The organism is Agrobacterium salinitolerans (assembly GCF_002008225.1).
GTDB lineage: Bacteria > Pseudomonadota > Alphaproteobacteria > Rhizobiales > Rhizobiaceae > Agrobacterium > Agrobacterium salinitolerans.
In genome coordinates, this window is the sequence record NZ_MRDH01000040.1 from 1 (window position 1) to 16778 (window position 16778).

Here is a 16778-nt window from a genome sequence, read left to right on the forward strand (position 1 = left end):
TGATCACGGCGTTGCGCCCTACGAGCATAATCCGCAGTCCCGCGAGAGCTATTTTGTGACGCTGGAGAATGACTGGGGCGAGCGGCATACCGTGTGGGGCGTTGATCTCAAGCGGGCCATGCAGCATGCATCAACCGCGATTGGAGACAGGATTGGACTGCAGTATGAAGGCGCGACGCCTGTGACGCTTCCGGACGGCACGCAAGCCGAGCGCAATGCGTGGCGTGTCGTTACGGGTGATGAACTCGCCTACCAGCAGCTGACAAGCCGCCTGTCGCGGTCCGGCGTGAAGGAAACCACGCTGGATTACATCAGCGACTTTGCCGAGCGGCGTGGGATCGCAAGCGACCAAGGGATCGGGCAAGAGTTTGGGGTGAGAAGCGAGATTGAACTTGCTTCCGCCAAAGATGAGCGTCAAGAGGTCTTGTCCCGTGCGGCCCATCTGCAACGTGAGCAGCAGGACCGGCCGTCAGAGCGTCAGCAGGTTAACGAGGAACGTGCCGGCGATCTAGTCGTTCCTGTTCACCGCGAAGATCCTCGCAATCAGTTCGCCCGAACAATGGATGACGGTCGGCGGGACGAGCGGACGGAGGACAATAAAGGATATCGCCGCATCCGGTGGTCCGACCTCATGTCTCAAGACGGCGCCGTCCCTGCCCTCACAGAAGGGGCCGGGCAGCACTCGCCGCTGCAACCCGGTAAGCAAGCTCCGCTGGTACCAGCCATCACCCGATACCAACGCAGCATCGAAGAGGTGGCGCAGCAAAGGGCGGTGTCCGTTATCGAGCAGCGGTTCGATACGGTAGAATCTCTCGTGCGGCACGTGTTCCGTGATCCGGCCGAGGTCGCCGCAAGACTGCGCACCGCGATGATCGAGAAGGAAGGCAACGGCAAGATCATGGCGAAGGCCATGGCAGAGCAACCAGAGCGCTTCGGGGAGCTACGTGGCAAGACGGGTCTGTTCGGTAACAACAAGGAGCGGAAAGAGGCGTTGCAATATACCAGGTCTCTCTCTGCCCATATCGGCTTTGTCTCCGAGGCGTGGGAGCGCAGGCTTGGTGAAGAACGTCAAAGCGAACAATGGCAGCGGGAACAGCCTGACGTGATCGAGGTGCCAGGCCTCACGCCGCGCAGCGCCAAAATCCTTGCCCAGGTGGAAAAGATGCCGGTCGAAAAGCGGGGCCAGTTTATCGCGGAGCTGCGATCGTCGCCTGAGGGCCGAGCCGCGCTCGATGAGGCCGCGCTGGTGGCCGAAGCGCTCACGCGGCGCTTTGGTAGTTCCGATCCTCGCAGGTTCGCCGAAGAGCTGGAGACACGTCCCGAGCTCGCAACGCATGCCGAGCAGATCAAGACGATCGCCCGCATCGTGCATCGCACACGCCATGCCGAGCTCAGCCATGACCATGCGCTGAAACGGCAGCTTAACCGGTCGCAAGGGCTTGGACTAAGCCGATAGTAGGAGCTGAAAACGACAGCAGTGTTTGATAGCGCCCCCTTTGAAAGGGCGCCAATCTTTCAAACTTCCCAAATGTCGCGATGAACTTGACCCGACGCAGCCGGAGAGAGCATTCCGGTTTTGACGTGCTTGGGTGTCGAGGTGCAGAACATCTCGATGAAATCGAACATGTTCTGGCGCGCCCTGTCGCTTGAACGGTGGACCCCGCCGCGTATCCGCTCCCGCTTCACAACGTTGAAGACGCTCTCCACCACCCCGTTGGTTCGGGTCGAGAAAACCGTTGTCCCTGAGGTAATGATTTTCGGCTTCAGGTATCCGAATTCACTCGTCATGTCGCACTTATGGCCTACCACTAGGACCCCGGTTCAGGACAAATGTCGCGCAACGAAATTCAATTTGCAGCTGACGAAATCCTGTACAATGATAACGGTGAGTTTGCGGGTGATTTTCGGGGGCGGAATGGATCAGCGCAATATTTCTGGCGGCGTATGTGCCGCTATGCAGTCGTCGTGCATTCGCGGCCGGCTCCTCAAGGCATGGAAGGCGTCCGGTGAGGTTATGGCGACGTCGAATTCGCCACAATTAGACCAAGGGCATTGCGCATGACCCTTCACGATCAGAATCTCGCTGAAACCTCTCTTTGGGCGAATCCGGAAAGGAAAGGCCTCAAGGTTCGTCTTCTCGAGAAGGACGATAGGCCTGCTGTTCGTGAAATCATAAAGCAGCACCACGCTTCAACGGTTTTTCGCGACCAGGAATTTTCAGTCTGGAAACTTAACGAGCACTTCAATCTCATTCTGTCACGACCGCCACGCATGGTGAGAGCTGGCTCGGGAAATTTGAACAGCAGTGATAAGTGGAATTTCTGCCTGACTTCGGCTTAGATGCCGGGAACAGGAGAGACCATGACGAGATGACCGCGCCGGAACCACAGCCCGGTTTTCAAGGCAAAAGTGGCGCTCGCCGCGATCCGAGGTGAGCAGACGCTGGTGGAATTGTCCCAGCAGTTCGACGTGCACGCCAACCAGATCAAGCAGTGGAAAGACCAGCTGCTTGAGGGGGCGACCGGCGTTTTCGGCGATGAAGCGAAACCGGAACCGGCGGGTCCGACCGTCGATGTGAAAACGCTTCACGCCAAGATCGGCGAACTGTAAGCGGCGTTCCGTTGGCACATTGACTGTAATTCTTTATTCGACGTAGTCGCGACCGCGACAGACACGTCATCGCTGCTATATTGGACTTAAATTAATGAATGGCGGTCAATAGTGAGCGAAAACTATTCCAAGCGGCTGGGTGAGCAGTCTCGTCGAAACAGAATCATGGACGCTCTGAGTTGGTTGGCGGAAGGAGTACCCGCCGTCCGACGAATGAGCGCGAATGAATTTTTCGAGATGTTCTACGATTGGGTGGATGACCAGAACCCTCATTGGCCTTGGCCGAAGGGATCGCCAGAGACAATGACCGCTGCCGAGGTGGATGCCGTGACCCAGGTTCTTTCCGTCGTTAATGCAGCGGTTGCAGATGTCGATTATGACGATGACGCAGTGATTGCTTCGGGTTGGCTTGAACGCATCTCCCCTGTGGCAAAAGTTGCCCTCGATTTGATGCTCGCTCGCGGCTGCTTTGCTGAAGACTTTGAAGAACTGGAACCGAGCAACAGGAATTTTGAAGCTACCCTGCGCAACAACTTGAACTAATGCTCAATGCTGATGAGCATTACCGGATGTCCGCAGTTCGGTCATTTTGCGTTATAATTCCATGGCAGTAGCTCTTCGATATAGCTCTGCCTGTGGCCGTTGACGATGGCGGTGAGCGTGGTGGTAAGATATCCGAACGGCTCGACGGCATTCAGTTTGCAGGTTTCGATTAGCGACGCGATGGTCGCCCAGTTCTCGGCTCCGGCATCGTGCCCGGCGAAAAGAGCATTCTTGCGATTGAGGGCTATCGGCCTGATGGTCCGCTCAACGGTATTATTATCGACCTCGATCCGACCATCGGTCAGGAAGACACAGAGGCCATCCCAGTATTTGGTGATGTACGAAAGCGTTTCGCCAAGCGGCGATTTGCCAGCGACGCGGACGCGATGATGCGTGAGCCAAGTTCGCATGTCCGCAATCAATGGCGCTGACCGTTCTTGCCGTCCGGCGAGGCGAGCATCAGCGGGAAGGCCGCGTAGCTCCGCCTCTATTCGATAGAGTTCACCGATCCGCTTGACCCCATCCTCGGCAATTGGTGCCGATCCGGTGCGCGTTATCTCGACCAGCTTGCGACGGGCGTGGGCCCAACAATAGGCAAGCTGGATGTCGGGACCGACACGATCCGGTGCGATCAGCCGATTATATCCGGCGTAGCCGTCGACCTGAAGCACGCCCGTAAATCCTTGCAGTATCCGCTCGGCATGTAGCCCCCCGCGACCGGGCGCATAGGTGAAGGCCACACCGGGAGGCGCACCGCCACTCCACGGTCGATCATCACGGGCCAAGGCCCAAAAGTATCCAGTCTTGGTCTTGCGGGAGCCAGGATCGAGGACCGGCGCACGAGTCTCGTCCATGAACAGCTTAGTCGACCGCTTCAGGTCGGCGATGAGAGCGTCGAAGACCGGGAGGAGTTCGAATGCTGCCCGGCCGACCCAGTCGGCAAGAGTGGATCGATCAAGATCGATGCCCTGTCGGCTCATGATCTGAGCCTGCCGATAGAGCGGCAGGTGATCGGCATATTTGGAGACCAGCACATGCGCGATAGTCGCCTCGGTCGGCAATCCAGCGTGGATCAATCGTGCAGGCGCTGGAGCCTGGGAAACTCCATCGGTGCAGGCACGGCAGGCATATTTGGGACGACGAGTGACGATGACGCGGAACTGCGCCGGGATGATATCGAGTCGTTCGGACGCGTCCTCCCCGATGCAATGCAAGCCGCAGCCACAGGTGCATATCAAGCTGTCCGGCTCGATGACCTCTTCGACACGAGGAAGGTGGGCAGGAAGAGAGCCCCGATTGGCGGCGCGTGGTTTGGGTTGCGACTTACCCGGAGCTCTGTCGGCCTCGTCCTCAGCGTGGATCGCCGCAATCGCGGTTTCCAAGTCTTCCAGTGCGAGGTCGAATTGCTCGGGATCAACCTTCTCGGATTTACGACCAAAGGCTGCCTGTTTAAAAGCGGCAACCAGTTTCTCCAGCCGCTCGATCCGCTCATCCTTGCGGGCTTCACGCGCCTGCGACGCAACCAGCATCGCCTTCAGGGCAGCAATATCGTCTGGAAGATCGACCGCATCCAACATGCTGGAAGTCTATCAAATTGGGTGGCGTCTCGCTGCCGGAATTTACGAACCGAGTCATCGTGACGCACCTACTCGATTGCTGTCGGCGCTCTTGTCTCAACGGACCGGACCCGACGCCAGTCGAGCCCCGCAAATAGCGCCTCGAACTGGGCAGGGCCTAAGGTCATCAGACCGTCCCGGATGTCTGGCCAAGTGAACGTGTGCTCCTCCAGCCGTTTGTAGGCCATCACCAGACCGCTGCCATCCCAGTAGATCAGCTTCAATCGGTCCGCCTTGCGTGATCGGAATACGAAGACCGTCCCCGTAAATGGGTCCTTATGCAGCTCGTTCTTGACCAGTGCGGCCAAGCCGTCGTGACCCTTGCGGAAATCGACAGGCTTGGTCGCCACCATGATCCGAACCCGGTTCGAGGGAAAGATCATGCCGGAGCCGCGCAGGCACGCGCAACAGCGGCGATCCGGGAAGCGGACGCGCCTTCTTCCAGCCGGATCGTGACAGCGCCGACGATGATCTCGGGACGGCTGGCTTTCTTGATGGGCGGCTCCGCAATGGGTGGATCGACGACAACCGCCGCGAACTCCACCGCATCCTCGGGTGCTGGCAGAACCCGCTTGCCCTGCCGCGCCATCGTTCGCCAAGTCGAGAGGTGGTTTGGCTTCAGGCCATGCCGCTCAGCAACTTCATTCACCAACGCTCCGGGCCGGAGGCTCTCCGAAACGATCTGCGCCTTGACCTCGTCCGGCCAATGCCGATGAGCCTCACGTCCAGACTTCCTGGTCGTGAGAAACTCCAATGTACTCTCCATGGAGAAACTCCCGTTGCTTATCCATGGATAGGCGATCACAGATCAGCGTGGTGAGGACAACGTGGGAGCGGAACACCGGTTACGGCGAACTGACCTTGGAGAACGATTTTTTGTCCGGTGCGCTCGGCAAGGCGGGATTGCTGGGCGGAAAGAAATGATCGACCGCGAGCACAAGCTGTCGGTCGTGAGGCAGGCTAGGCTCCTCGGCTTCAGCCGTGGCAGCGTCTACTATTGTCCGCGTCCGGTATCCGATGGCGATCTTGCCCTGATGCGCCGGATATCCTGCGGGCTGCCAAACGTGTGGGCCTGAAAGCAAAGCCGGTTCGTGAACAACGCTTTTCCAGCGGAAAGGTGATTCCGACGCCATGCATTGCCGTCTTGACCGAAGGCGGGTTTGCCGTCTTTGCGGGCAAAACGGAGGAGAACAGCTATCGGCTTGTTGATCCCGTCAGCTTTATCAGCCGGACGGTGCCCCTCGAAGAACTGCTGTCGCTAACGTCAGGAAACTTTATCCTGCTCCAGCGCGGATTTTCGGATGTTTCCGCATTCCAGCGGCGGTTCGGTTTTGCCTGGTTTCTCCCATCGCTCTGGCGCTACCGGAGTGCTCTCGCTCACGTCTTTCTCGCTTCCCTTTTCCTGCAGCTCTTCGCCCTTGTGTCGCCGCTGTTTTTTCAGGTTGTCGTGGACAAGGTGCTGGCCCACCGAAGCTACTCGACATTGACGGTCCTGATCATCGGACTTGCCGCCATTGGCCTGTTCGACGTCGTCCTTCAGTATCTCCGCACATACGCGTTGACACACACGACCAACCTGATCACCACGCTGACAGAGCGTGTCTCAATGCGATCAGGCCTGCTCGAACGCGCCGCCGGTAGAAAGTCCGATGTCCTCGACGCCACACAGGCTTTGCGGGAAGAAGAGGCGACCCTGTCGACCTATGCAGGACAGTTGCTCGAAGCCCAAGCAAGTCTCGCCGTTGCGGAGACCGAAAAAAACAAGGTCATGTCGACATTCGTTGCCGACAATATCCAGAAAACGGGTGATCTCGCCCGACAGATGGATGAAGCACAGCAGGAACTGGTGAAGGCCGAAAAACGGCTCGCTGCCACCTTGATCTACGCTCCGTCCGATGGTGTCATCCAGGCCTCTTCGATCACCACGACCGGACAGGTCGTGTCGGCGGAGACCGAAATCATGCGCATCATCCCTGCCAATCTGCCGCTTGAGATCGAGGTGTTTTTCGCAAACCAGGATGTGGGCTTCGTAAAGCCCCACCAGCCGGCGGTCATCAAGGTCGAAACATTTCCGTTCACCCGTTATGGCGTTCTCACCGGGACGGTGAAGACGGTGGCACGGGACGCCATACCCAATCCCGATGCTCAGGCGATGGAGGAACAGGCCGCCCCGCAGTTCAGGAGCGTTGTGCCGGGCGGGAATGTGCAGCGACTGCAAAACCTTGTTTACCCGGCAACGATTGCTCTCGATACGACAGAGATAAACGTTGATGGGGTCATGCGACCGCTTTCACCCGGCATGGCTGTGTCAGTTGAAATCAAGACTGGCACCCGGCGGATCATTGACTATTTCTGGTCGCCAGTCGCGCAGGTAGCGTCTGAAGCGATGCAGGAGCGATAGCCACGAGCCCAATGCGAGAGCTTATCGGCGAGCTTGGGGCGAACGCGTTGCCACCCGGCCATCCACTATCTTGGCTGGCTCCCGATACCGGGTATCACTCGACTCAGAATATTGACCTTTGCGTCAGTTGCTACGAACCGGTAGGACGGTTGGTGGCAAGTTGGCGCCTTGTTGTGAAACCCTGCGTGTCGGTCATGCGGGACATTTCCAACCATTGTGATTTCGCGAGAGAGCCACTTGAAGACGCAACAACACAGATATTACAAGATGCACATGAAACCTGCCGTCGTTTTTTCTTGGTGTGCCGCAATTCTCGCAGCCACCCCCACATATGCTCTTAACGATCAACAAGATCATTTTGGGAGTGCGTTTGTCAGAACCGTAATCGGCGGGAATACTGATGCACCGCCTATGCAAAACGGCGCGTTGATTGCCTTCAAGATAGATATACCCACCGACAGGATTGAGTACATCGCTGATGGTCTTCACCGCTTCTCTTTCGGATGTGAAAACCATGGCGAGAAATTTTACTTCACACTCTATCGTCGCACACGTGGGTTGTCTCCAACATTTCCGGGGGCGGTCACGATCTCTACCGCTTCAAGCTCCATTACAGGGGAGGCTCAAGTCGCGTCGGGAATGGTCGGTAGTTTAGATTTTCCCGACGTTCTAAAGTTACTGCAAGCACTGGCCAAATTTCCAAGCGACATCCGTTTCGATGTCGACGGCGAAATCTATAATTTTCCGACGCATGAGGTTCCAAGCGAAATATACGCCCGCATTCTCAAACAATGCAGCTTGCCAAACTCTTGACTGATTGCCGCCGTTCACGATTTCGTCCCGGGTAGGTAATCATGGGCTCTGCAAAGTCCAGATCCTCACTCGCAGCGGTCACGACTGGACGCATCGTTTTCCGACCATCAAGACGGCGGCAGCGAGATCGCCCGTTGCCACAACCAACATGACGGCGAAGCCGTCGTCGTCATGGCCACTAAGGGTCGATCAGACTTCCGTCTGCGGCAGGAAGTGCTCGGCCGCCGATCCGGCAAAGCCAACTCGAACGCCCCTATATTCACGGCCCATGATCTTCTCTTTTTCAACGGTCGCGATCTCACCTCAATGCCACTGTCATCGCGCCGGCATTTGCTCGAAGAGTTTTTGCACATCAAGGTGCTCGGCATCATGTTTTCCGAGGCCATCGATGCGGACGGCGAGCACTACTCGCTTCCATCCGCGAATTCGGTCTCGAAGGCATCGTCACAACGCATCGAGGCAGTCACGATCGCTCCGGCCGCTTGGGGCGACTGGCTCAAGAACAAATGCGCCCAGAGCGGTAGCGTCTTCATCGTCGGCTACGATTCATCCTCAAGCCCGGTCGGAGGGATCGGAACGCTTCTGCTGGCAGCAAATAACGCTGATGAGATCGCCTATGCCGATTCAGTCGGAACAGGCTTCAGGAAGCGCAGGCCACCAATCTCCGCGTCACCCTCGACAGGCTGAAGCGTAAGCGATCACCTCTCACCTGCAACGGCTCCCGTAAGGATATTGTCTGGGCACTGCCAAACATCATCGCCGAAATCCACTGTCGCGGCTGAACACATGAGGGAAAACTACGACACGCCTCTTTCAAGGGCCCTTGCGATGTGCAGGATAACGCCGATGTCTTTCAGATCGAAGACGTTCTTTAGTTGCCACGAAGTGAGACGACGGAATATGAAACACAGAGCCGCAAAACGCTGTCCATGTCTCGTCATGCTTTTTCTGTTTCTACCGGTTGGAACAATAGTTGCTCAGGAATTGACGGAAGGACAGCGTGAGGAAGCTACGTTGCTCGACGCCTTTCAGGCCAAAGGCTTTTCAGGTGGTGAGGCGGCTCACATGCGAGATATTGGAATTTTGATGTTCATGAACCGTTTCTGCGGAGAAGGCCACACATCGGCAGCCTATGTCAGAAAAATTTTCAAGAACGAGAATGATTTTAAAGTATACGGCGACAGGGCGGACGACTATTGGACGAGCGCCGACCGATATGCGTCTTTGCTTGCCAGATATGCGGACAGTGGTCGACGACAGGAAATCTGCGCGATGCTCCCGAAACCTGCAAAATGAAGCTGTATGTACATAAATTCAAAATGCGCCGAACAAGCAGCTTACACGGAGTTTCTGACCGAGGTCTCTCCATTCCTTGATCCTCACACGGTGCGAGATGCTGCCATTTTCGATTACGGGCAATGGGAATTGCCATTTGAAGCAGTTTTAATTGCCATTATGGAGAAGCCAAGAAATCAGGTGAGGTTTGATTTCAACCGCGCCGCTGTGTTGGCTGAAGCCGCGAATATAGTGATCGAAGGAGTATTAGATCCGGCGACCTGGCAAAAATTTCTGTCGTGGAACGAGAAGCGGTGACAATCGCCGCGGCACGTCTACGGCCGGAGTGGGCGCCAGCGACGGGGATCGGCGGAGGAAACCAGCGCTCCCAAGTGGCACCGTAGGGTTTTCCGGCACCGACGGAACCATTATAGAAATCAGTCATATCCTAAAAACGCGGTCGCGTATCATTTGGGAGGCTTTGTCGCCGCGCCTCGTAGAATTCTTTCTGCTGCCTTTACTACACTTTCGTCTTGATCTCTGGCCTGTGTATTCAACCATTCAACCGTGGTCTTTTCCAAATAGAGAGAAAGGCGCTCCAGCCCTTCGGGAATGTGGGCCTTTCTTGTGCCAGGACGTGATGCTCCAAACTCGATCAAATCAGGATATGTCAATATAGCTACGCCACATGCGGCCGTGCCCAGACGATCGCGAATTGCTTCAAAACTGTGAGCACCCAATTGCAGAGTATTCATAAGCCATGGGTCGTTAGAGATCACTGGTTGAAATTGTATTTTCTGTTTTTGATAGGACTCTGAACTGGCGACGTTGTCGCAAAGAAACTCAGCGCTCTTCACATAACCGAAACTATAGGCGAGGCGTTCCTCACGTGTCTTATCCTCCGCGCTAACTGCACCACCTGAAATGCCGATACTCAACATCACAAACATAGAAAGTTTCTTGGACATCGTTTGGCGGATCCTTGGCAGCGTTAGAAAACAGAGGATTGAGCCTACTACCTTTTCAGCACGTGAGGTTCAAAGAGCAATATCCCATTTCACAGGCGAGACAGCAGGCATCAGGTTCCCAAACTAGTTGAGAGTGTCGTAATTTACCCGCAAGGGTCATATTCGTTGAAGCTAAAATTTGACGGTAACTCGCATTATCAACACGTAAGTAGATATTCAGGAGGGCCGCGCGCCTACGTGCCCGACCCCAAATTTCAATTTCACCCACGCCGCGCCGTGCCATTTTTGGCAAGAACCCGTTGTCCCGCGAGTACAAGATGAGTGTTTGAAAAGGCGAAGAAGTTTAGCTCGTGTGGGGCGTCGGCTCGGCGCGGTCGTCGTCGACATGTTCCATTAGGTAATCTCTCTCACACGCAGGCAGCTTGGTCGCCTTCGAAACGGACCGACAGCTTTGAGAAAGCGTGGCTGGTCTGCCCCCTGAAAAGTGATCCTTCATGAAGTATGGCTTATGAGCCTCAGAAGGACATTGAAATGGCAGCGAAAAGACACAAGGCAGAAGAGATCGTCACGAAGCTTCGTCAGGTTGACGTGCTGAATGCGCAGGGAAAATCGATGGCGGAGGCGATCCGGTCGATAGGCGTGACGGAAGTTACATATTACCGGTGGCGTTCCGAATACGGCGGTTTGAAGGGCGACCAGGTAAAGCGCCTGAAGGAGCTGGAAGCGGAGAATGCCCGGCTCCGGCGCGCCGTTTCCGACCTCACCTTGGACAAGATGATTTTAGCGGAGGCCGCCAAGGGAAACTTCTGAGCGCCGCCCGTCGCCGCGCTTGCGTGGACCATGTGATCGATGAACTGAAGGTGTCCGAGAGACGGGCGTGCCGAGTCTTGGGTCAGCATCGTTCCACGCAGCGCAAGATCGCAAAGACTCCGGATGATGAAGCGGCGTTGACTACGGACATCACGGCGCTCGCCCTCCAGTATGGTCGCTATGGCTATCGCCGCATCACGGCGATGCTGCACCAGGCTGGCTGGATCGTGAACGTCAAGCGGGTTGAGCGCATCTGGCGACGGGAGGGACTAAAAGTGCCTCACAAGCAACCGAAACGCGGGCGACTGTGGTTGAACGACAGTTCGTGCATCCGGCTTCGGCCGGAATATCCCAACCATGTCTGGTCCTACGACTTCGTCGAGGATCGCACGCACAACGGCAGGAAAATCCGCATGCTCAACGTGATCGACGAGTTCACGCGAGAATGTATCGCCATCAGGGTCGAGAGAAAGCTGAAGGCCACCGATGTCATCGACGTGCTTTCCGACCTCTTCATCCTACGCGGCGTTCCCACCCATATTCGTTCCGACAACGGCCCGGAGTTCATCGCCAAGGCGCTACGGGAGTGGATCGGGGCGGTGGGTGCCAAGACCGCCTACATCATGCCAGGTAGCCCGTGGGAAAACGGCTATTGTGAGAGCTTTAATTCGAAGCTCCGTGATGAACTGCTCAACGGCGAAATCTTCTACACGCTCAAGGAGGCGAAGATCATCATCGAAAACTGGAGACAGCATTATAATACCGTGAGGCCACACTCATCGCTGGGCTATAAGCCACCGGCACCCGAAGCAACGGTCTGGTCTCGCCAAAATGGACCGGCGTCAACACCAACAGTGGCTAGCAGGCCGAACATGCACTAACATTCCAAACGGATCACCCCGTGGGGGCAGGCCACCGCCGACGACGTACTTGTCGAAGTCCGGAAAACCGTCCTTGTAAGCAATTCCGTCAACCTTGGTTCCGGCGGGTAGGGTTTCGTCTCGTTGAACTTGAAAAACCCGTTGCCATCGGCAGGTTGAGCAATCTTGACACCGTACGCCATTGCTGCAGCCAAGGCGCTGCCGGACGCAACCCAAGTAGCCGATCGGTGGAACTTGTTGGAAAACGCCAGTCGGGCAGCGCCGTAACGCCGAACGGCGTCCGCGCCTCGCAGCGCTGTTGTTGCCGTTCTGGATGAGAAGGGGTTATTGAACCGGCCCAGTCTTACTGGATCACAATTGGTCTCATCGCATGAGCACGGCTCATTTCGTCACGCTCTTGGAGTTTCGTTCCAACAACTCCGGAGGAACCTCTATCTCGTTCCATGCGGTGCCATCGAACCTGTGAATGCCATGCTTTGAATCGAAGTAGTAGAGAACGTCGTCAATCGCCTGAACCTTGACCGGAGTTGGAACACTTTTGTTGATCCTTGGATCGAGGACGGGCTTCAGCGGCGAAAGAACGTGGCCGTCAAACCAATGAAGAGCATAGTCCGATGCAATGACCATCCGATCCTTAAATCTTGTAACGGACCGCAAATCCTCATCGTTCCCCTTGAAAGATACGTCCTGAAAACCATCACGTGCGTTGCCGAAAAGAATGACACCATTGTTTCCAACGGCCCACACTCTTTCGCTATCCTCTACAAGAATGTCCGAAAGCGTTGCGGGTTCGGCGTAGAATTTTCCCGAACGCGGTGTAGCAACAACACGCCAATCCGTTCCATTCCAGTGATATAATCTACCCTCCAGAACCCTGCTTTCGCCCTCGGCTGCGTGATGGATAGCAAGAGCCTCATCAACTCTTCCAAGATCGAAGAGTTCGGCAGCCCGCTCCTCCTCCTCCTCAGTGAGTTTTCTCGTTGTGCTTGCCGGGCTGTAGGTTACGTTCATATAGATGTCATTTTGCGATGACCCGGCCAAATCTCCAAATATAAGATACTCGTACCCTGCCTCAGGCCTCGGCAGCTTTTCCCTATGGAACCATTCCCACGCGGAACCAGTTCGCCGGTACAATTGTGAATGGTATCCCGTTACGAACAGGGTTTCGTTTATAGCGACAATACGGTTGGTGTAGCCGAGCCCCTCCGCGTCCTCACTATAAACACCCGATCCTTCGATTTTCTCATGTCGAGGCTCTTCGCCGGCAGAAAGAGAATACACATCTCCTTCATCGCTTTTGACATAAACAACGGGTTTGCCGTTCGCCCCTGACCAACCCGAAGTACTGTCGATAATACGGGGAACGTCAAACCGTGTCCAAGGTTGTTCGAAATCTCCCTCAAAGACAAGAATGAACGAATACATGTCATCGTATTCCGCTTCACTAAAAGCAGCGCAGAATTTATTCTTGCCTAACACGCAAGCCGAAGTCAGTCGCAGTCGATCGTAGTATTGCATACTTTACCTCTGGTAGCTGCCGCCTTGTAGAACCTCGATGACCTTGTTGTCTTTTGGTGGCAAGATTGTTGTACGACCTGGTTGTCGGAACTTGCTTCCGACTTGAACGGTAGCAGCATCCCGGGCCATTTTCTTACACTTCTCTGGCAAGCCGACAATCTGGTTGATGGACTGATGCGTCGCGTCCCGTATTTCCCCGAGTGGGGCTGTGCCTGGTGGTTCGTGCGCCCGACCCAACGCCGCAAGCGCAGGGTTTAGCGATTTATGTACTGCTTCATCATCCGTACGGTGCATCCCCGGAGACAAACAGATTGCCTGACCTTGGTTGTATGTGGGGGATTTAGGGATGCGCCCGGCAGTGGAGTTCTTTTCTGCTTCGTTTGAAGGTGCTTTGCCAATTCGATAGACCATGTCTGGAATGATGTGGTGCGCTTCTCCTGGACAAATCATCTCGACAAATTTGTAAGGTCCGACGACACATGGCCATTGTCGCCTATCCTTGGTGTCTACGCGAACGTTATGTCTAAGGGCCTCACCGAGTCTGCGATGTCCCTCAACCTCGCGGCGAACACGCTCATTCTCCTCGAAAAGATGCTCCCGATATTTGGTAATAGCGTCAGCGCTGTGTTTTACGGCGTCATCCAACGGGATGACACCTTGTCGGACGCCCTCTTCAGCTTCCCTGACAATATCCCATTCTTCGTCATCCCGTGGGAACAAATCCCCACCCATGCGTTCCGAGATAGGCGCGCCCATCTCTTCGGGCCAAAGTACACCCACGGCTGTACTTACAATTCTTCCTCCAAACTTTCCGATTTTCCCCAACCACGGCCATACTCGTTCACCGATGGTAGGTTTGATCGTAGGCAAGGGCGGACGACGCCATATATTGTCGTTAGCAGCGGGCGGAGTTGGATTAACCGTAATTGGTCGAGGGCTCTGGAAACCTCCCGGATTGGTTGGTTGGGGCACCGGTTGATGTAACGCCTGCGCATATTGTGCGCCCATGATTAACGGCTCAGGCGACGCGTCGCTCATCACCCGACCCTCGTCCGACCCGCCCTGCCATCTGAGCGATCCTCGCACAGGATCATCATCCCTGGGCGGATCATAGGTCTGCGTGCTGCGGACAAAGATCGCCTCTCCCTCGGTATTCCTGTTGTTCATATGGAAACGGTCAAGGTGACGGACGACGTATGAACCTTCGGCACGCACCTGATCGGCATGGCCGATCGGTTCGCAGATGCTTTCCACCGTGCCGGATTTCACCCCCTTGCGGCTACCAGGCGCATCGCCATGCACATGCGTCGTACAGGAGCGCATGACCATCGCCTTCTTGCCCGTAAAGCGTACGGAAGGCGTGTAGTTTTTATCGTGGCCACAAAAATCCACGACCGGGTAGGGAATAGGCACCACAGATGACCCGACAGGGGTTAGGCATACATCAGGTGCCAAAGAGACGATACGCGCCTCATCAATGTCACGTAGCCCCTCGCGCGGCGTCTTCGTCGTCCATGTATCGGGATATTGTGGCTCGCCGATATAGTTGTCGCGAGGGATACTCATGCTGTCTCCCTTGCAGCCGCTTCGGTTTCAGGAGCCTTTAGGCGAACCCGGGTCAGGATAAGTTTTGTTTCACCAGCATCGGGAAGCGGAAAGCTGACGCGCCAGGTCAGAAGCACTCGTCCGTCATCGCGCCAGTCGAACTGCACGCCATCGAGTTTCAGCACATGCCATTCGTCGCAATCCTCGCGAGAGCAATGGACACCGAGGGTGAGGCCGGGCAGCGAGCCTTTCGCGACCGGATGCTCAGAACTCAGGTTAACGAGCTCGTATTTCTCGTCACCCTTGAGGTGAGGCGTCGCGACGAGATCAGGATGGGCGGCCTGCCAGAAGCGTGGATCGAAATCACGAGGCAAAAGCGGATGCCGTTCCGCAACCCATGCATCGTCATAGGTTCCGGTATATTGCTGACGGGAACGCCACCAAGGCGATACCAGGCCAAATCCCTGTGGCTCCGGCGCGTGCTTCCAGTCCAGTCGTTCGCCGGGCGACGTGATCTGAGGCGCGCGTACGGGAGGCGTGTCTGCGGGCATGTCGAGATTAACGATACCGCACCCCAGAGGATTGCGACGTTCCACATCCGCAGGGGTGTCGGTTTCGGTATCACCTGTGCCTGGAATGGTGCCGCCAAAGGCATTCGTCCAGCAGACAGCGACCTGACGGGCCGGCTCGGGATCGTTCAGCACCCAATCGCTGATGACCCGCTTCGGCTCCCTTGCGTAGAACCCCGCCCACTTTTCCTTGATGACGGGTTTCCAGAATCGTTGACCGCATACATCGATCTCCTTGGAAACATCACCGACACGAATGGAGGCGCGCCAGGATTTCTGTGGCTCCTGCGACGGTGACCATGCATCTCCCAGGAAGCTGATATCCGTGCCGGGCTTGTCAGGGATGAGATCGCTCTGCCGCAGGAGGACTGTTTGATGCGGATCGTCCTCGTAAGCGTCTTCCCATTGAAAGCTCTCCTGCTCACGAGCGATCTCCATTGTTCCGTCCTGCACATGCGTGAAGGTAGCGCGCACGGAAACAATGCAATCAAGTTCCCCCTCGACATCAAACTGACGGAAAGCCATCGCGGGAAACGGCAGGCGGTTCTGAAGCTCCAAGACCTTGCCTCCGTCAGTTCAGATCGATCGGCTTGCCACGAAGCTGGAAATGATCCGTTGCCACGAAGTTGAAGGTCTTGCCAAGAATGATGACCTCGCCATTCGCCTTCATGATGAATTTGGAATCGCCACACTCGATGACGAACTCTTCACCGACAGCGATCTTCTTGAATTTACCGACGCTTTCCAGTGATGTCTGGCCGACATTGGTGACCTTGCTCACACCGATCTGTTCAGCGCGCGCCACGCCGACGCTGTCGGATTTGAATGTACTGACAATCGTGTTCATGATGCCCGGCAACGGAAACAATCCCGAAGCATCGGAACCGACGCCAGACCCGGAACCGGCGAGCGCCGTACCGGCGTCAGCACGCGGACTGGCACCGGCCACCACGCCTTCGCGCGATGTCAAACCGCCGGAGCCGAGAAATCCCAACGCAGACGAGGCCAACGTAGTGGCAAAGGCCGAAACACCGGGACCGCTGGCCCCGGCTATTTGAGCAGCTTGTGATAGCAGCCCAGCGGTATGACCTGAAAGCGCCTGCACACCCGCCATGGCCATCATCGCCATCGGCCCCGTACCGCCGACAACGGTGTTTACCGAGCCGCCGATCTCGTGTTTCTGGTTGCCGGAAACTTCCACCGCGCGGTTGCCGCCGACCGAGGCGACC

The 16778-nt window shown here is 56.2% G+C and carries 17 protein-coding genes and 4 pseudogenes; 12 read left to right on the plus strand and 9 right to left on the minus strand.

Annotation, left to right across the window (positions count from 1 at the left end):
- Window positions 1–1456: BID domain-containing protein (locus tag BS627_RS23720; protein WP_165691383.1), on the plus strand; the 1456-nt coding region annotated here is incomplete at its 5' end.
- 59 nt (window positions 1457–1515) lie between these two features.
- Here the strand turns inward: BS627_RS23720 and BS627_RS23725 are convergent.
- Window positions 1516–1788 carry a hypothetical protein gene (locus BS627_RS23725; RefSeq protein WP_131829437.1) on the minus strand — a complete coding sequence of 91 codons (273 nt, stop codon included), beginning with the start codon at window positions 1786–1788 and terminating at the stop codon, window positions 1516–1518.
- A gap of 270 nt (window positions 1789–2058) precedes the next feature.
- Here BS627_RS23725 and BS627_RS23730 point away from each other — a divergent pair, with 270 nt between their 5' ends.
- The 3 genes and pseudogenes from BS627_RS23730 (at window position 2059) to BS627_RS23740 (ending at window position 3153) form a co-directional block, all read left to right on the plus strand.
- The gene (locus BS627_RS23730) at window positions 2059–2340 is read left to right on the plus strand and encodes a hypothetical protein (protein WP_193600494.1); all 282 of its coding nucleotides are present in this window, start codon (window positions 2059–2061) and stop codon (window positions 2338–2340) included.
- Window positions 2341–2607 (plus strand): annotated as a pseudogene (locus BS627_RS24690) (transposase); the annotation flags it as partial.
- 114 nt (window positions 2608–2721) lie between these two features.
- Complete coding sequence (locus tag BS627_RS23740) at window positions 2722–3153, plus strand: hypothetical protein (protein ID WP_131829439.1); 432 nt, start codon at window positions 2722–2724, stop codon at window positions 3151–3153.
- A gap of 41 nt (window positions 3154–3194) precedes the next feature.
- Here the strand turns inward: BS627_RS23740 and tnpC are convergent, their stop codons facing one another.
- From tnpC to tnpA, 3 genes are all read right to left on the minus strand, one after another.
- On the minus strand, window positions 3195–4730 hold the full coding sequence (gene tnpC / locus BS627_RS23745) for an IS66 family transposase (RefSeq protein WP_077985602.1): 1536 nt from the start codon (window positions 4728–4730) through the stop codon (window positions 3195–3197).
- A gap of 68 nt (window positions 4731–4798) precedes the next feature.
- Window positions 4799–5152 (minus strand): IS66 family insertion sequence element accessory protein TnpB, encoded by a 354-nt coding sequence (tnpB, locus tag BS627_RS24400; protein ID WP_077985603.1) that lies wholly within the window; start codon window positions 5150–5152, stop codon window positions 4799–4801.
- Window positions 5149–5535, minus strand: a complete 387-nt coding sequence (gene tnpA / locus BS627_RS24405) for an IS66-like element accessory protein TnpA (RefSeq protein ID WP_077985604.1) — start codon at window positions 5533–5535, stop codon at window positions 5149–5151. The genes tnpB and tnpA overlap by 4 nt, the downstream gene beginning before the upstream one ends.
- An 83-nt stretch (window positions 5536–5618) precedes the next feature.
- On the opposite strand from tnpA, the pseudogene BS627_RS24005 reads away from it, so the two are divergent.
- The 7 genes and pseudogenes from BS627_RS24005 to BS627_RS23785 form a co-directional block, all read left to right on the plus strand.
- Window positions 5619–5815 (plus strand): annotated as a pseudogene (locus BS627_RS24005) (IS3 family transposase); the annotation flags it as partial.
- Window positions 5812–6351, plus strand: a pseudogene (locus BS627_RS24755) (ABC transporter transmembrane domain-containing protein); the annotation flags it as partial. The pseudogenes BS627_RS24005 and BS627_RS24755, both read left to right, overlap by 4 nt.
- Before the next feature lie 378 nt (window positions 6352–6729).
- Complete coding sequence (locus tag BS627_RS25125; RefSeq protein ID WP_476726635.1) at window positions 6730–7170, plus strand: beta-barrel domain-containing protein; 441 nt, start codon at window positions 6730–6732, stop codon at window positions 7168–7170.
- Window positions 7171–7443: 273 nt separating this feature from the next.
- Window positions 7444–7983 carry a hypothetical protein gene (locus BS627_RS23765; RefSeq protein ID WP_131829440.1) on the plus strand — a complete coding sequence of 180 codons (540 nt, stop codon included), beginning with the start codon at window positions 7444–7446 and terminating at the stop codon, window positions 7981–7983.
- A gap of 126 nt (window positions 7984–8109) precedes the next feature.
- On the plus strand, window positions 8110–8670 hold the full coding sequence (locus tag BS627_RS24015; protein ID WP_276327111.1) for an ATP-dependent DNA ligase: 561 nt from the start codon (window positions 8110–8112) through the stop codon (window positions 8668–8670).
- Window positions 8671–8883: 213 nt separating this feature from the next.
- On the plus strand, window positions 8884–9279 hold the full coding sequence (locus tag BS627_RS23780; protein ID WP_131829441.1) for a hypothetical protein: 396 nt from the start codon (window positions 8884–8886) through the stop codon (window positions 9277–9279).
- Window positions 9280–9285: 6 nt separating this feature from the next.
- On the plus strand, window positions 9286–9576 hold the full coding sequence (locus BS627_RS23785) for a hypothetical protein (protein WP_077985608.1): 291 nt from the start codon (window positions 9286–9288) through the stop codon (window positions 9574–9576).
- Between the two features lie 149 nt (window positions 9577–9725).
- Here BS627_RS23785 and BS627_RS23790 read toward each other — a convergent pair whose 3' ends face one another.
- Window positions 9726–10226 carry a hypothetical protein gene (locus tag BS627_RS23790; RefSeq protein WP_077985609.1) on the minus strand — a complete coding sequence of 167 codons (501 nt, stop codon included), beginning with the start codon at window positions 10224–10226 and terminating at the stop codon, window positions 9726–9728.
- A 531-nt stretch (window positions 10227–10757) separates the two neighbouring features.
- Here BS627_RS23790 and BS627_RS23795 point away from each other — a divergent pair.
- Window positions 10758–11917 (plus strand): IS3 family transposase gene (locus tag BS627_RS23795; protein ID WP_089153289.1). Its coding sequence is split into 2 segments (ribosomal slippage): window positions 10758–11022 and window positions 11022–11917, totalling 1161 coding nucleotides; the frame shifts between segments, so codons are not numbered across the junction.
- A 381-nt stretch (window positions 11918–12298) separates the two neighbouring features.
- Here the strand turns inward: BS627_RS23795 and BS627_RS24760 are convergent.
- From BS627_RS24760 to BS627_RS23815, 4 genes and pseudogenes are all read right to left on the minus strand, one after another.
- Window positions 12299–13342, minus strand: coding sequence for a hypothetical protein (locus BS627_RS24760; RefSeq protein ID WP_205635509.1), 1044 nt, complete (start codon window positions 13340–13342; stop codon window positions 12299–12301).
- Window positions 13343–13438: 96 nt separating this feature from the next.
- Window positions 13439–15001 carry a DUF4150 domain-containing protein gene (locus BS627_RS24700; RefSeq protein WP_077985611.1) on the minus strand — a complete coding sequence of 521 codons (1563 nt, stop codon included), beginning with the start codon at window positions 14999–15001 and terminating at the stop codon, window positions 13439–13441.
- On the minus strand, window positions 14998–16107 hold the full coding sequence (locus BS627_RS23810; RefSeq protein ID WP_077985612.1) for a DUF2169 family type VI secretion system accessory protein: 1110 nt from the start codon (window positions 16105–16107) through the stop codon (window positions 14998–15000). Before BS627_RS23810 ends, BS627_RS24700 begins: the two co-directional genes overlap by 4 nt.
- A 13-nt stretch (window positions 16108–16120) precedes the next feature.
- A pseudogene (locus BS627_RS23815) lies at window positions 16121–16778 on the minus strand (type VI secretion system tip protein VgrG); the annotation flags it as partial.